15 protein-coding genes are annotated in these 17,321 nt (G+C 29.4%); all 15 read right to left on the reverse strand.

The genetic code is table 11. The annotated features are described in order from the left end of the window. Window positions 1-27: 27 nt before the first annotated feature. The 15 genes from ACTG47_RS18640 to ACTG47_RS18710 all read right to left on the reverse strand — a co-directional run bounded on the left by ACTG47_RS18640 (window position 28) and on the right by ACTG47_RS18710 (window position 17,312). Window positions 28-1,143, reverse strand: a complete 1,116-nt coding sequence (locus tag ACTG47_RS18640; protein WP_169468798.1) for a M20/M25/M40 family metallo-hydrolase — start codon at window positions 1,141-1,143, stop codon at window positions 28-30. A 159-nt stretch (window positions 1,144-1,302) separates the two neighbouring features. Further along, entirely contained in the window at window positions 1,303-2,577 is a 1,275-nt protein-coding gene (locus ACTG47_RS18645) for a hypothetical protein (RefSeq protein WP_169468796.1), read from the reverse strand. Between the two features lie 65 nt (window positions 2,578-2,642). Next, a complete protein-coding gene (gene rsmA / locus ACTG47_RS18650) occupies window positions 2,643-3,512 on the reverse strand; it encodes a 16S rRNA (adenine(1518)-N(6)/adenine(1519)-N(6))-dimethyltransferase RsmA (RefSeq protein ID WP_169468794.1) in 870 nt (289 codons plus the stop codon). A 158-nt stretch (window positions 3,513-3,670) separates the two neighbouring features. Continuing rightward, complete coding sequence (gene rnmV, locus ACTG47_RS18655) at window positions 3,671-4,201, reverse strand: ribonuclease M5 (RefSeq protein WP_479925653.1); 531 nt, start codon at window positions 4,199-4,201, stop codon at window positions 3,671-3,673. 111 nt (window positions 4,202-4,312) lie between these two features. Then, entirely contained in the window at window positions 4,313-6,058 is a 1,746-nt protein-coding gene (locus ACTG47_RS18660) for an ABC transporter ATP-binding protein (protein WP_479925654.1), read from the reverse strand. Beyond that, on the reverse strand, window positions 6,051-7,841 hold the full coding sequence (locus ACTG47_RS18665) for an ABC transporter ATP-binding protein (protein WP_479925655.1): 1,791 nt from the start codon (window positions 7,839-7,841) through the stop codon (window positions 6,051-6,053). The genes ACTG47_RS18660 and ACTG47_RS18665 overlap by 8 nt, the downstream gene beginning before the upstream one ends. A 345-nt stretch (window positions 7,842-8,186) precedes the next feature. Continuing rightward, window positions 8,187-8,837 carry a TetR/AcrR family transcriptional regulator gene (locus ACTG47_RS18670; protein ID WP_479927097.1) on the reverse strand — a complete coding sequence of 217 codons (651 nt, stop codon included), beginning with the start codon at window positions 8,835-8,837 and terminating at the stop codon, window positions 8,187-8,189. A 200-nt stretch (window positions 8,838-9,037) separates the two neighbouring features. Continuing rightward, a complete protein-coding gene (locus ACTG47_RS18675; protein WP_479925656.1) occupies window positions 9,038-10,105 on the reverse strand; it encodes a putative 2-aminoethylphosphonate ABC transporter substrate-binding protein in 1,068 nt (355 codons plus the stop codon). A gap of 12 nt (window positions 10,106-10,117) precedes the next feature. Next, entirely contained in the window at window positions 10,118-11,806 is a 1,689-nt protein-coding gene (locus ACTG47_RS18680; RefSeq protein ID WP_479925657.1) for a putative 2-aminoethylphosphonate ABC transporter permease subunit, read from the reverse strand. Between the two features lie 17 nt (window positions 11,807-11,823). Further along, window positions 11,824-12,819: an ABC transporter ATP-binding protein gene (locus ACTG47_RS18685; protein WP_479925658.1), complete on the reverse strand. Its 996-nt coding sequence runs from the start codon at window positions 12,817-12,819 to the stop codon at window positions 11,824-11,826. Further along, on the reverse strand, window positions 12,820-13,656 hold the full coding sequence (locus ACTG47_RS18690; protein WP_479925659.1) for a PHP domain-containing protein: 837 nt from the start codon (window positions 13,654-13,656) through the stop codon (window positions 12,820-12,822). A gap of 3 nt (window positions 13,657-13,659) precedes the next feature. Then, window positions 13,660-14,829 (reverse strand): alpha-D-ribose 1-methylphosphonate 5-triphosphate diphosphatase, encoded by a 1,170-nt coding sequence (locus ACTG47_RS18695; protein WP_479925660.1) that lies wholly within the window; start codon window positions 14,827-14,829, stop codon window positions 13,660-13,662. Then, window positions 14,830-15,543, reverse strand: coding sequence for an ATP-binding cassette domain-containing protein (locus tag ACTG47_RS18700; protein WP_169468776.1), 714 nt, complete (start codon window positions 15,541-15,543; stop codon window positions 14,830-14,832). A gap of 40 nt (window positions 15,544-15,583) precedes the next feature. Continuing rightward, complete coding sequence (locus ACTG47_RS18705) at window positions 15,584-16,450, reverse strand: ATP-binding cassette domain-containing protein (RefSeq protein ID WP_479925661.1); 867 nt, start codon at window positions 16,448-16,450, stop codon at window positions 15,584-15,586. Continuing rightward, window positions 16,443-17,312, reverse strand: coding sequence for an alpha-D-ribose 1-methylphosphonate 5-phosphate C-P-lyase PhnJ (locus ACTG47_RS18710; protein ID WP_479925662.1), 870 nt, complete (start codon window positions 17,310-17,312; stop codon window positions 16,443-16,445). The genes ACTG47_RS18705 and ACTG47_RS18710 overlap by 8 nt, the downstream gene beginning before the upstream one ends. Between the last annotated feature and the right edge of the window lie 9 nt (window positions 17,313-17,321).

Below are 17,321 nucleotides of genomic sequence, written 5' to 3' on the forward strand. Positions count from 1 at the left end.
ATATATATTATACACTATTATTTAAATTTATGCTTCTTTTATTATCTCTACTACCATTTTAGCAGAATCATATAAGTCTTTTATAGCTATATGTTCACTTAATGTATGAGCATTCTTCATACCTATTCCTAAAGTTATAGCTTCAATACCATTTTTACTTAATATATTTGTATCACTACCTCCTCCTGTAGATTCAGTATGACCTTCTATACCTAAGTTTGAAAAAGCTTTCTTTGCAAGCTTTATTATTTCAGAATCTTCACTAACATCTATTGGAGTATATGCTCTGTTTACATCTATCTCAATTTGAGCTCCAAAATCTTTGGCAGCTTTTTCAAAAGTATCTACCATATGTTTAGTTTGAACATCTAATTTATCTTCTTTTAAGCTTCTAGCTTCTGCAACTATATTAACTTCACCTGTTACTATGTTCGTAGCTGTTCCACCATTTATAATTCCTATGTTAGCAGTTGTTTCTTCATCTATTCTAAGTAAACTCATATTTTCTATTGCTCTAGCTGCCACCATTATAGCACTTATACCAGCTTCAGGTTCAAGACCTGCATGAGCAGTCTTTCCTAATATCTTAACGTTTATTACATCTTGTGCAGGAGCTTTTACTATTATTTCTCCAGGAGAACCTCCACTATCTAATACAAAAGCATATTTAGAATCTATTTTTCCATAGTCTAAATTTTTAGCCCCAACTAATCCACATTCTTCACATATAGAGAATACAACTTGTATATCAGTATGTTCTATATTATTTTCTTTTATATATCTTAAGCCTTCTAATATAGCTGCTATACCTGCTTTATCATCAGAACCTAATATTGTAGTACCATCACTTTTTATTATTCCATTTGCTTCATCCACTATAGGTTTTACTCCTATACCTGGAGTTACTGTGTCCATATGTGAACTAAATAATATTTTATTACCTTCTTTGTTTCCCTTTAATGTAGCTATTATATTGCCAGTTTCTCCATTTGTTCTCTCACCAGCATTATCTACTACAACTGAACAACCTATTTCTTCTAATTTTTTAACTAATACTTTAGCAACATTCCCCTCTTTTAAAGATAAACTGTCTATCTGTATTAATTCAAGGAACTCGTTTAAAATTCTTTGCTCGTTTATCATAATTTTCCTCCATAATATAATAGGTATTTCAACATATATTGTAGTGTAATATTTAAATATTATCAATAGTTTTTAAGTTTTTATATTACTTTCGTTAATTTATTTTAGTAAAATGAAAGTTGGAGCTAAATCCTTGCATTTTTATTATTTTTATTATTTCTATCTAACTATATTTCTTTGTCTAGAATCTATAAAACATAACCAATATCCTAAACTATTTGTTCTATTATCACAAGCTTGATATCTTAAAAATCCTGTACTTCCATTATCTGGTTGTTCACTTCTATTTCCTGGGATGGCATAAATATAATGTTTTCTTTTATTATACTCATCATATTGAACTCCAAATAAGTAATGTCTATATTTATATGAATTCAATACTGCATCACTATACATAGTATAATTCAACACATTTAAATATCCTAAATGAGGCATTGTATATCCACATAAAGTTGTAGGGTTTATCTCTATTTTCCACCATCTTGTCTTATCTATATAATCTGTTGTAAAAGGTTTTACCTCTCTGAATAGTTTCAAACCTTTCTTTATTTGTCTAGGCATAAGTAATGTTCCAGCTTGTTTATTTCCACTATCTCCTTGACTTACTCCATTGGCTCTTTTTATTTTTTCAATATTATTTTGTTCTTTCTGAGATTTCTTTGATTTAGTAGTTTTTGAAGTAATAGTAGATTCTTCTTCTCTATTTATTTCAAAATCTTCTTCATCATCTTCGTCATATTCCTCATCATATTCCATATCTCTATATTCTTCTTGTGCTTTAACCTTATTATAATTTTCTATTTCCTTATAGTTATTAAATTCTTCTATTTCCTCGTCACTAGAATCTTCTATGTCCGTTCTTGCTTTTAACTCTACATCCTCAACAGATTCATCATCTTCCCAATAATCTTCGTACTCATCTTCATCATATTCTTCTATAATATACTCTTCTTCATTGTCGTTTTCTTCTTCTCTATCACTTTCCTCCTCAGCATCTAACTCTTCATATTCTTCATCGTCTTCCAATTCTTCATACTCTTCTTCATCTTCTATCTCTTGAAATAATATGTCCTCATAATTTTCAATCTTATTTCCCTTAAATCCAATTAAAGGTATGTTTCTCCCATACAACAATGCAATACCTTTTATTTCATCATCATAATCTTCTAAGTCTAAGACAAATTCACCTCTCCCTTGTTCATTTAAAATTATATTTCCTAAGTCTATTAATCCATGGTCACCTTTTATTGCCACTGCTTTATACCCATCTTTAACATATTTTAGATTTTCTACATATAATGCAATAATTGCTTTTTCATCATTTACTTCAACTTTTGCAAAAGCTTTTGGCAGTACTCGTTCTTTGTATCTAAAGTTTATGTCTTTAGCTTCTAGTATTATATAGTCTCTTTTAAACTTTCTTTTAGAACCCACTGCAATCCCCCCTTAACACAGTTTCTCTAAACAATATATGTTAATAAAATAAAAAAAAGTACCTTCTATTTAGAAGATACTTTTGTATTTATTATATTTGAGAGAACTGCAAACTCTTCTATACTAAGAGTTTCACCTCTTCTTTTCTCGTCTATATTAGCTTCTTTTAATATTTCTCTTATTTCATCTTTATTAAGAAAACCAAGACCTCCCAACGAATTGAGAAGAGTTTTTCTTCTTTGCCCAAAAGACGCTTTTACTGTTTTAAAAAATAACTCTTCATTATGAACATCATATTTTTTTTCAGCTCTTACATGTAGACCTATGACTGTAGAATCTACATTAGGTTGTGGTATAAACATATGTCTTGGAGCTTTTGCCACAATCTCTGTTTCACAATAATATTGAACAGCTATAGATAGTGCACCATAATCTTTAGTACTTGGCATAGCATTCATTCTATCTGCAACTTCTTTTTGAACCATGACCACTATATCTGTTACAGGTATATCTTCTTCTAAAAATTTCATAACTATTGGTGTGGTTATATAATATGGAAGATTTGCCACAAGTTTAACTGGTCCACCATTTAATTTATCTTTTATTAGTTCTTGTATATCTACTTTTAATATATCTTTGTTTACTACCTCTGTGTTATCTAAATCTGACAAAGTGTCCTTTAGTATAGGGATTAAATTCCTGTCAATTTCTATAGCCACTACTTTTTCTGCTACTTTACCCATTTCACGAGTAAGTGTACCTATACCAGGCCCTACTTCTATTATATTATCGCCTTCTTTAATTCTGGCTCCAACTAGTATTTTATCAATTATATTACTATCTATCAAAAAATTTTGACCTAGAGACTTTGAAAATTTAAAGTTATATTTCTGTACTACTTCTTTTGTTGCACTATGTGAAGATAGTCTATCCATCATTTACTCCTTTTAACTTATTTTAAGATTTGATTTTTTAATTGTACATATTTGTATGTATTTAATACAAAATATTTATTAGAAATATTTTGTATTAAATTAACCCGTGATTTCACATCTATTTTATATAATATTTTTCACATACTAAATATTACACTTTAGAGTTGTTTTAATGCATCTATAAATTCTTCTCTTTCAACTCCATAATTATTCAATCTATTTAAAAATTGTTTTGCGTTTCCATATCCAATTCCAAGTATTTTACCAAGTGTATCTCTTCTAAGTGATGCATCTTCATTACCTATAAGGCCATTTCTAATTAAATCAACTTGTTTAAATTCACTTCTTTTTTCTATACTTTCAGTTCTGACTTTATTCAAAGCAGTTATTATACTTTTAGGATTAGCATTTTCAATACCTATATCTCCATCTTTTTTAGCTTCTTCTCTTGGTAGAAATGCATGTTTACATCCTGGAACTTCTGACGCTATTTTTTTTCTTATTTTTTCACCTGCAAAGTCTGGGTCTGTAAATATTATGACACCACATCTTTCATTAGCAGATTTTATACGCTCCATTACACCTTTTGGAAATCCAAATCCACCTGTAGTTATGAGTTCTGCATCTATTGCTCTCTTAACTGCTGTAACATCATCTCTACCCTCTACTACGATTATTTCTTTTATCATATAAATTCACCTTTTATTCGTTTTTAGTTTTTCTTTACATCTCTTTATTTTAAGGTTTTTATTTGATTTAATCAAGGTACTAAGCTATTTATTTTTATTTAAAAATATATTTTACTCAAGAATCCAATTTGAACTTTTTAATTGTAGCTCTACCATTCTACTATAAATACCATTGTTTTTTGATAACTCTTTGTGTGTTCCTATCTCTGAGATTTTACCTTCATCTAATACAATAATCTTATCTGCTTGAGATATGGTTCTCATTCTATGTGCTATCACAATGACAGTCTTATTTTTTATAAGTTTAGAAATCGCATCTTGTATAAGAGATTCATTTTCTATATCAAGAGATGCAGTGGCTTCATCAAGCAAAACTACTGGGGCATCTTTTAAAAGTGCACGTGCTATTGATATTCTCTGTCTTTCTCCTCCAGAGAGAATACATCCATTCTCTCCAATAATTGTCTGGTATCCATCTGGCATTTTATTTATAAATTCATCACATCTTGCAGCCTTGGCGACTTCATAAATTTCTTCATCACTTGCATCTTTTTTACCTATTCTGATATTTTCTATGATTGTATTATTAAACAGTAGTACATCTTGAAATACAATAGAATAATTTTTCATCAGAGTTTCTGGTTCTACTTTTGATATATCGACTCCCCCAAGTGTAATCTTTCCACTGTCAATATCCCAAAATCTTGGTGCTAGTTTGGCTATAGTTGACTTTCCACATCCAGAAGCACCTACAAGAGCAGTAATTTCTCCTTGTTTTGCAGTAAATGATATCCCATTTAAAACATTCTCTCCCTGGTTATAAGAAAACTTAACATTATCAAAGTTTACGTCCCACCCATTATAATTATTAGATATTGCTCCCTCTTGAATAGGATATTTTTCAATCTCATTCATCCTATTTACTCTCAATAATGAGTTATATATACCAGCTAGATTTATTAAAGCTCCTGAAAGCGGGTCAAATATCCTTGTTGCAACCATCATAAATACAATAAACATAAATATATCTACATCTCCTCTTAAAAGCAATGTAACTCCAATTATAACTGAAGTTGTTATTCCTAATTTTAGTATCATTTGTGAAGATGTCACTAAAATTCCTGAAGTTAATTCTGATTTTATTGAGTATTTTTCATATGCTGTAAGTTTTTTTTCCATAATATCCATATGTTTATCTATTTGATTATTTGATTTTATGTCTTTTACATTATCTATACATTCTTGAATTCCATCAATATAAATCAATTGTATTTTTTTATTTTTAATATTAGCTCTATCTTGTATTTTTTTTGTTGCAATTAATAATAAAAAAGATATAGGTACAACCCATATAAGTGAGATACCCATCTTAAAATTTATAAAAAGCAGACTAATACTTACAATACAAGTAGATACTATTGCTCCAAAAAGTTGTGGAATATAGTGGGAAAAAGCAGTTTCTAAGCTCTCTGTATCTGCCATAATAGTTGTTGTTAAGTCTGATAAATCTTTATTCCCAAAATATGAAAGAGGTAATTTTCTAAGTTTTTCTGCAAGAGTAATTCTTTTAGTGGCACTTTCTGAATATGAGGCTAAAAAGGTTGAATTATATTGAATAAAGTTGCAAATATATACAATTATAAAAATAGCAATACTATATGCCAGATAAATAGGTAAATTAAGCACAAGCATACTACCTTCTATAACTGGCATAACTGTATCTTTTAAGAAAATATATAAAATACTTACAGATGCCATGAGAGCTATATTTGTAATGCAACAAGATATAGATGCTTTATAAAGGTCCTTAGCTCCATTATCACTAAGAGAAAATAGATTTTTTAGATAATTAATCATTTACACAAACCTCCTTTATCTTCCATGATGCTGCCTTTTTATACTCATACCACATACCTTTGTAAATACCCTCTTTGCCTAAAAGCTCTGTATGTTTTCCACTTTCTATAATCTTTCCATCTGATAATAAATAGATGAAAGAGGCATTTTGTATAGTTGATAATCTGTGAGCAATCATTAAAACAGTTTTTCCTTTTGCAAGTTCTTCAAAGGCAAGTTGGATTTCATATTCATTTTCGGGGTCTGCAAATGCAGTTGCTTCATCCAAAAGTATTATAGGAGCATCTTTCAATATAGCCCTTGCCAAAACAATTCTTTGTACTTCTCCCCCTGAAAGATATACTCCGTTAGCTCCAACAATCGTATCAATCCCATCTGGTAACTTAGCTATAATATCTTCACATTGAGCTGCCTTTACAGCTTTCATAACTTCTTCTTTTGTTGCATTTGGCTTGCTTTCTCTGATGTTTTCTAAAATACTGGTTTTAAATAAATTACTATTTTGAAATACGAAAGATATGTTATTCATAAGTACATCCTCTGCAATATCTTTAATATCTATTCCTCCTATTTTTATACTTCCTTCAGCTGTATCAAAAAACCTTGCAATTAAAGATGCTACTGTAGATTTTCCTCCTCCAGATGGCCCTACTAGAGCTACAGTACTTCCTTGTTCTATGCTTAATGAGATATTAGAAAGTGCAAAATTATTTGTATTTGGATAAGCAAAAGATACATTTTCTAACCTTATATCAAATTTACTTGGTTTTATAGTAACTTCTTTTTCTTTCAATGGTTCTGCTTTAAGTATAGTATCTATTCTATCTAAAGCATCTTTAGCAATTATTATTTCCTTACTTGTCCACATAATTTTATTCATCATATTAAGGCATACTGGTGTAAAAAAAAGATAGAATAGGAAATCAGTTAAGAATTCTTTTGGTGTAGATGAAATTGTTATTAAAAAAGCCCCTCCAAGTGCTAAAAATATAGATATTGAGTTAATAAATACAGTATAAAATATCATGGGTTTCCTAAATTTTATAGTATATCTTAGTGCAAAATCTTTATATTGATTTATTGCCTTATAAAATTTTTTAAAAGAAAATATACTCTGCCCAAATATTTTTACAACAGGTACACCCCTGATATATTCTACCGCTTCATTATTCATATTTTCCAAAGAACTCTGATATTTACCAATATTTTCAGAATGACCTGGCCCAACCATTTGCATTAAAAATATAAAGCTAATAGCAATAGGTGCTATACTAATCACTCCTAATCTCCAATTAAATGCAAACAAGAAAAAAATAGCCGCTATAGGTGTTACAAAAGCTCCAACTAAATCGGGTAATTGATGAGCTAAATATGACTCGGTTTGTCCAGCACTTTCATCCACTATCCTACGCAACTTACCACTTCCTGATTCATTGAAATATCCAAGAGGTAATTTCATCAAATGTCTTAATGTATAATACCTAATATTTTTTGCTATACGAAAAGCTGAAAAATGTGTACAAATCAAAGCTAGGAAGTACACTAATATACTTAATATTGAAAAAATAAAAGCCATCCAAGCATAATAATATACAATGTTTTGAGCTAATTCTACACTAGGCCATACATTAAATATCTCAGATACACATATCCATATAAATGCAATTGGTAAAAGGGCTAAAATGGAACTAATTCCAGACAAAATCATACCCAATATAGTGATATACTTATGTTTTCCTGCAAAGCAAAATAACTTTGAAAGTAATGACTCTTTTTTATTCATATCTCCACCTCATTTCAAATTATTCTCTTAATTACTAAAACAAATCAATTACTCATTTTCTAAAGTCTAAATTTAAATTAAATATGTTCCTCTTTCCTCCTTTCCAAACTTCTAACGTATAATCATATCATGTGAAAATAAATACCTAAGGTTTATAGATTTTTGTTATTGATTTTATTTCTATCTTTACTAAAATAGTTCTATTCTTAATAAAGTTTTTTAATTTGTATGGGTATTTTTATCGATATAGATATTCATTCTCATTTATACTTTAAAATATAAGAGCCCTCTGTTTAATATCTCCTTAATAATTAAACATGAGATGCTCATATATAAAGTTTCTGATTACAATTTAAAATCTAGTATTTCATTCCATCCTGCATAATAAAAATGTTTTATCTTTTCCATATAATATATAGCTTCTTCTTTAGATAAATCATGTTTGATTGCTTCAAACATATTATGCATACAAGAAGAAGACATAACATGAATGAAAAAATCATCTTTTTTAATATCATAAGAATCTGACTTAATAAGTATATTTCTAGTTGATTCTTCTTCAATTTCAATCAGGCTCTCAACATACTCTTCATATCTAGTTCCTTGAGAGCTACATACAATTAACTTCATTGCTTCAAAGTTATCGTATATAAAGTCAAGTATGCAATCTGTACTTTGACTCATCAGATTATATGAATTCTCTGTATTATAAGATTTGATTATTGAACATTTATCATGCTGATGTTTGAATAATGTAAGTAATTCAGTAGCTGTTTTTGACACTAATTCCTCAAATAATATCTCTTTATTTTTAAAATGATTGTACATTGCGCCTGTAGTTACATTCGCATTATCAGCAATTTTTCTCATACTTACATTGTGAAATCCAAGATTTAAAAATTCTACTTTTGCACATTCTAATATTCTATTCCGTGTTAATTCTGAGCTATAACTTATAATATGTACCTCCTTTTTAATAACTAAGTTATTTAAAATAACATCGTTATCTCAAAGTTTATATCAACAGTTTCAATATGTCAATGTCTTTTCGTAATATTCAGTATATTTTTATATCAATAGAATATTTACATATATAAAAAGATGAATTCTACCTATAAGAATTCATCTTTTTATATGTGTAAATTATCACTTTATTTTAATACAGTCGATTTTAAGTTAATTGTCTACAAATAACTTTAACTCTCTTTTTCTGTCTTTCCATCATATTTTGATATCCATTTATTTAGTATAACTTCTCTATTTTTTGCTGCTGATTTTAAATCATTATCTATCATTTGTTCTAATGGCTTTTTAGGGAACCCTTCTGGTATTGGATTTCCTGTAGAAACAGTAGTAACAGCATAATTTTTAGAGTACTCATTCATTGCATCTTTACTTATTGCCCAATCTAAAAATACTTTTGAAGCTTCTTTTATATTTTCTTTTTTTACCAGAGCATTTGCTTCTATATCCCATCCAGAACCTTCTTTTGGAAATACAACTTCTACTGGATAGCCTTCCTCTTTTAGTTTTATACCTCTATATCCAAAAGATATACCTATAGGATATTCCCCAGAAGCTGCTGATGTAGCTGGAGCTGAACCAGATTGAGTATATACACCAATATTTTCATGTAATTTATCCATGTATTGCCATGCTTTTTCTTCACCCATAATTTGTATAAGCGCTGATACTGTTAAATATCCTGTGCCAGAAGAAGATGGGTTTGGCATAGATATAAGCCCTTTATACTCTGATTTTGTTAAATCTTCATAAGAACTAGGAACTGGTATATTTTTATCCTTTAATTCTTTAGTATTTACTGTTATACCTGTCATCCAAGCATCTATTCCAACCCAAGAAGGAACTTCCTTATCATCCTTAAATGCAGACTCTATTTCCTCAGAACCTTTTGGAGCATATGGCTCTAACATTCCTTGATCATCTGCAACTAACAAACTTGTAGCTGCAACTCCCCATACAACATCTGCCTGAGGATTATCTTTTTCAGCAAGTAGTCTTGCTGTTATATCTCCTGTTGATGCTCTAACAATGTTTAGTTTAATATCTGGATATTGTTTTTTAAATGTAGCTAGATATGGTTCTATACTATCTTCTTCAATTGCTGTATAAATTGTTAAATCCCCTTTTGTCTTACTATCAGTCTTTGAATCTGAACCTGATGAGACAGTACTACACCCCGTTATTACACTCAATAAAAGTGTAGATAATACTCCTAAAGAAACTAGCTTCTTAAATTTCATTTTTACCTCCCCTTAAGCAACATCTTTTTGTTGCCATTTTTGTGTGTTATTTTTTAATTTCTTTGTGACAAATTCGTATAAAAGCCTTACTATTATATTTGTTAAAAGCACTAATACTGCCATAGCAGCTGATGGTCCTATATATCCTATCTCATCTAGCTTTAGTATTGATATTGATGCGGTCTGAGTTTGAGGAGTATATAAAAATATTAATGCTGAAACAGTAACCATTGAATTTACAAAATAATATACTACTATTTCAAGTATTGATGTTATAGACATTGGAACTGTTATATTAAAAAACACTTTATAAAATGGTATGTTTATAGATTTTGCAACTAATTCATATTCTCTATCCAACATCTTTAAAGATGAATTTGAAGTTATAAAACAAACTGAATAGAAATGAACTATATTTACTATCACTAGTATTACTGTGCTTCCATATAGAAAATTTAATGGGTTATTTGCTGAGTTAAAAAAAGTTATGTATGATATACCCAAAACCAATCCAGGCAATGCCATAGGTATCATTGATAAAAAGTAAGCAGTTTGTCTTAATTTAGGAAATTTATCTACCTTTTCTATCATATATGCACTAAAAAATACAAATATAGTTCCAAAAATTGCTGTTAGTGTTGATATTTTTAAACTGCTTAAATAAGTTTTTATTCCACTTCCCAAGATACCTTTAAATGTATAATGTTCCATTGTAAGGCTTAAATTATATGGCCATAACTTTATAACTGAACCTATAACTGAAACGAATATCAAAATAAAGATTAATAAAGTTATAAGGCTGCATGCTATTAAAAATATTCTATCTCTAAGCTTATTTTCCTTAATTTTATACGGCATAGATTTTGCAGTTATAGTCATTCCCTGCTTTTTACTTGCCATTTTGTCTAATGTAAAAGCTATTAGTACAGGAATCAACATTACCATAGAAACAGTTGCTCCCATTGGTATGTTAAATTGTCCTACTACTTGCTTATATATGTCAGTAGCCAATACATTATAATTTCCTCCAACTACCTTTGCCGCTCCAAAATCTGTAAATGCTAATATAAAGGATACAAAGAATGAACTCACCAATGAGTACTTTATCCCTGGAATTGTAATTTTACAGAACTTCTTAAATTCACTAGCCCCTAAGCTATCTGCTGCTTCATAAAGTCTATAGTCTGCCATTGAAAGTGCAACAGATAATATTAAGAATGCTTGTGGAAATGTAAATAATATCTGAGAAATAATTATTCCTAATGGCCCATATAATTGTACTTCAAACCCCATTGCAGTAAAGATTCCCTTATTTCCAAAAAGGTATATAAGTGAGATACCATATAACATGGTTGGTGCAAAAAGTGGAAACATCCCCATTGTTTTAAAAAAGTTCTTAAACTTTATATTTGTTCTTGTTATTGCATACGAATACATAAATGCTAAACATAGTGATATTAAAGATGAAACTGTAGATACAAAAATCGAGTTTTTAAATGATGCTATAAGACTTGGGTTTTCAATATATTTACTAAAATTTGAAAATCCTATAAAATTTCCACTTGTATCTAAGAATGCATTTTTTAATAATGATACTAATGGAAATAATATAAATACTATTAATAAAATTACTGAAAAAACTAAGAAATATTTTTGTATCGTGCTATCACCTATTCTTCTTTTATTTTTTGTTGTTATCATTTATTCACCCCTAGCTATTAAGCACATCCCTCTGATTTATACTCTACGATTCCTTCTTTAGGTATCTTAAAGCTTATTTTAGAACCTATACATAGTTTCATTTGTTCAGCAACTTTTGAGACTACATCTAACTTCATTTGTTTATAACAATACTCAACTGTAATTCTATAATTAAACCCTCTAAATTCAATGTCTAAAATCTCACCCACTTTTATATCCTTATCTTTCAAGTCCTTATTAAACTCTACTTTTATATCTTCTGGTCTAATCGCTATTTTATTAATCCCATCATCTATGAAATTTATTGTTCCTATGAAGTCAGCTACAAAAGGCGTGTTAGGATTTTTATACACTTCTTTTGGAGTTCCAACTTGTACTATTTCTCCTCTATTCATAACAACCATTTTGTCAGCTAGACAAAGTGCCTCTTCTTGGTCATGAGTTACCATTATAGTTGTAATTCCTAGTTTTCTATGTAGACTTCTAATCTGCTCCCTAAGTTTCAATCTTACTTTTGCATCTAATGCAGATAAAGGTTCATCAAGAAGTAAAAAGTCTGGTTCTAAAGCAATTGCACGAGCCAATGCTACTCTTTGTTGTTGTCCTCCTGATAATTGTGATGGATATTTTTTCTCATATCCACTCAATTCTACAACTTCTAAAACCTCCTTAACCTTCTTATCGATGTTAGGTTTACTTATATTTTTATTTTCTAGCCCAAAAGCTATGTTTTTGTAAACATTCATATTTGGAAATAGTGCATATGACTGAAAAACTATACCAAAATTTCTACTTTCAGGTGGCGAATTAGTCATATCTTTATCATTTATTATTATTTTTCCATCATGTTTATCCTCAAGACCTGCAATTATTCTAAGCAATGTACTTTTACCACAACCACTTGGACCTAGTAAACATATAAACTCTCCTTTTTCAATATCAATAGATATATCTTTTAACACCTTGACTTGTCCATAACTTTTACTTATATTTTTTACCTGTAAAAAAGACATTTATAAAACCCCTCCTAAAGCTAACCTGAACTTAAATAAGTCTTCTCTATTTAAGCTCTTGCTTCCAAGTTCATAGTTATGCTGAGAATAAGCCCCATGGTAATCTGAACCTCCTGTAATTACCAAGTTGTACTTTTTAGCATAAAAAAGTGATTCTTTTTCTAATTCTTTATTGTGTGAAGGATGATATACTTCTATACCATCTAATCCTACTTTTACCATATCTTCAATAGCACTGAAATTGTCCATTTGGCCAGGATGGGCTAATACACAAATTCCACCAGAATTCTTTATAGCTTTTATTGCATCTCTATAATCCACATACTTTAAGGATACATATGCTTTGCCATTTCCTCTATGAAACAATTCTTTATATAGACTAGAATATATATTATCTGTATATCCTTTATCTATAAGAGCTTTCATTATATGCTGTTTAAATATTCCAGTCTTTGATGAGTATTTCTTTACATCTTCTAGGGATATTTCGTATCCTAAATCCATAATTTTATTTACCATCTTGACAGATGCTTTATGTCTATCGCATACCATTGGGTTACATAAGCTTTTTATTTCTTGACTGTTTAAATCTATGTTATACCCTAGAATATGAACTCTTTTTCTATTTTTATAATCATAAGCTGAGATTTCTATACCTGGTATTATTGTCACTCCATAATGTTCTCCAAGTACAAGAGCTTCATCTAATCCAGATAGAGTATCATGATTTGTTATTGCCAATAGATTTATATTCTTTTCTGATGCTTTTTTTATTATCTCTTCTGTCGTTAAATTATTATCTGATATACTTGTATGACAATGTAAATCTGTTATCAATCTTTATACCTCCCTTTTATAAACTGTATTTCCATTTACAATAGTATTTAAAATCTTTGGATACTCACTATCAATATCTAATAAAACTAAATCCGCCTTTTTATTTTCTTTTATACTACCTCTTTCATCATATATACCAACTGCCTTAGCTGGATTTGAAGTAAATAAATTAACTGCTTTACTTAAATTGTTAGTTTTTTGTGCAACTATACACATAGACTTTATCATAGCTGATGGAAGATAATCTGAACAAACAATATCACAACAGTCTTCCAATATAGCATCCATTGCCTTTAAGTTGTTATTATGAGATTTGCCCCTTACAATATTAGGTGCACCCAAGCAAGTTAAGACACCTAGTTTCTTTGAATACTTTGCTACCTCAAGAGTTATAGGGAATTCAGATACACTTACTCCTATATTTTTTATAAAATCCATTTTTTCCAATGTATCATCATCATGTGAAGCAATATTTATGTTTTTATTTTTTGCTTTTCCTATAACATTAGCTATTTTATCCCAATCCAAATTATCATGTAAATCTACTAAACCATCTAACCATGTATCTACATGACTTTCCGTAACTCCCCATACTTTAGTAGCATATTCCCTATAAAATGCTGGATTCGTATACTGACCTTGACCTGGAGAATGGTCCATTATTGATAAATAGTCTATTTTATTTTCTTCCAATAATTCTGAAACTTTATCTAAACCTTCATGGTATAATACTTCATATCTTAAATGTACTTTATGATTTATACTCTTACTATCTATATTTTTATATGAATCAATATTTTCAATCATCTTTAAAGAATTATCAATACTTCTAACCCCTACTCCATCTCCTAAAGATATAGAATGGTAAACTGTAGTTATTCCATTTGCAGGTAGTTTTTTATCAAGCTCATAAAATGCCATATTAAATGGTAACAATGTACTCGGTCTTGGCTCTATTTCCTTTTCAATAGCATCACTATGAATATCTATAATACCAGGTATGACATATAAATTTTTTGCGTCTATTACTTCATCTATCTCATTAAAATCAAATGCATAGTCAATCTTATCATTTGATACTTTTTTTATTGTATCTCCTTCTATAATTAAATGAGCATTTTCAAGTATTACATCTTCTAATACAATATTGGCATTATGAATTAATTTTATCATCTAGGCTACCCCACTTTCACTCATAGTTCCTTTTGCCATAGTAAAGGTCTTATCTATAACAGTTTCCATAAATTCTATGTCATGAAAAATTCCTATCATTGTAGTTCCTTGACTTTTAAGTTCCAACATTTTTTCTTTTACATATATTTTAGATTGATTATCAAGTGATGCAGTTGGCTCATCAAGTAATAAAAGTCTAGGTTTTTTAACCATTGCTTGAGCAAGATTTAATCTTAACTTCTCTCCACCAGAAAAATTATTTGGATAAGCATCCCATAAATTTTCCTTTATTTCAAATTGATTTAGTATATCTTTTGCCATATCGTATGCACATTTTTTTTCAAACCCACTCTCAATTAATGAATGTACTACTAACTCAATTGCAGTTATTCGTGGCAGAGTCTTTAAAAACTGTGATACATACCCTATTTCCTTTTTTCTAAGGTTTATCATTTCTCTATCTCCAATTTTAGACAGGTCTATATTTCCATATATTTCTGAGTTAAATATTATTTCTCCGGTTGTTGGTATGTATGTTTTATAAATGCTTTTTAATATAGTAGATTTCCCTGCTCCAGATTTACCTATTATTCCTAAGAATTCCCCTTTTGAAACTTCAAAGCTTATGTTATTACATGCCTTTATAGTTTTGTTTAATGAATGTAACTCAAAATCTTTACTAAAATTATTTACCTTAAGTATAGTTTCTTTCATTTTATTCAAAGCCCCCATTTTACTTATTTACAAACAATATTTATAACAGTGAATTTATAAGTTGCTGAGTATATGGGTGTTGTGGGTCTTCCATTATTTGGTCTGTAAGACCAGACTCAATCACACTTCCATTTTTCATTACAATTGTTCTATCAGCAAGCATCTTGATAACATCGAAGTCATGAGATACAACTACCATAGAAATTTTCAATTCTCTTTGAATCTCTCTTATTAAATCCAATACTTCTGCTTGTACAGATACATCTAAGCCTGTTGTAACTTCATCTAGTAGCAATATTGGAGGGTTATTTGAAAGAGCTTTTGCTATTTGAACTCTCTGTTGCATTCCTCCACTAAAGTATTTAGGTTTATGGTCTATTCTCTCTACAGGTATATTAGTTTTTATTAGGAGTTCTTTTGCTCTATCTCTTATTTTTTCAACATTATACAAATTTGCCATTAATAATTTTTCTGCTATATTCCCACCACTGCTAAAGTCCAAATTCAAGCCAAGATGAGGATTTTGATACACAATACCCATAAAATGATTCTTTATATATCTCTTTTTCTGGTCTGAAAGCTCTAATACATTTTCATCTTTATCGTAATGTGATATATATACTTCTCCGCTATTTGCATGTTCTTGGAAAAACAGTATCTTTAGCAATGTACTTTTTCCTGAACCAGATTCGCCTACAATACCAAGGACTTCTCCCTCATAAAGCTCTAAATTTACATTATTACATGCAACTATAGAACCACAGTATTTGCATATATTATTGCTTTCATATCCTGTACTTTCAAAACACTTTTCGCATCCATCTCCATAAATAAGATTGATATTTCTTCCTATTAATACTTGCTTGTCTATGTTTTGTACTCTTTTCGTTTTATTTATATTACTCATTCCAAGCACCTCCAATTGTCACATTTACACCGTTATTTCTTAATCTAACCTTTTCACAATAACTTGTATCTGAGCAACTATAGTACTTTTCATTTGTGTTACTATCATATACTTCATCTAAGAATGTATTTGTACTTTTACATAAACTACAATACTTTCCTTCAAATTTTTCCTCTTCAAATTTGTAATCTTCAAATTCTAAAGGTTCCACTTTTGTATATGGAGGAATTGCGTATATCCTTTTTTCTCTTCCTGCACCAAATAAGAATAAATTGTCTGACATGTTTAATTTTTTTATGTCAAATCTTGGTATTGGAGATGGATTCATTAAATATCTATCGTTTACTTTACATGGATATTCCGCTGCTATTGATATATCATCAAATCTAACTATATCTTCATAAAGATATACCCACATCCTACTATAATCTTCTTCTGAATGCATTCTTCTCGTTTCGACTTCACTAGGTTCCACTATTCTAAGTGTTTCTGGTATTGGTACTTGAAATATCAGTATTTGGTTAGATTTTAGTTTTTCTTCTGGTATTCTATGTCTTGTTTGAATCAATGTAGCTTCTAAAGTGTCTTTTGTAGTTTCTACATTACTTACATCTGCAACAAAGCTTCTTATATTACAAGCATTTGTGGAATCATCACTCCCCTGGTCAATTACTTTTACTACATCATTTTTACCAATTAAGGATAGTGTTAATTGTAGACCTCCAGTACCCCATCCCTTAGCTATAGGCAACTCTCTTGAACCAAAAGGAACTTGATAACCAGGTATTGATACTGCTTTTAATATTTTTCTTCTTATTTCCTTTTTTGTGTTTTCATCTAAAAAACCATAGTTATATATCACCTAAACTTA

Source organism: Clostridioides sp. LIBA-6622, assembly GCF_056716095.1.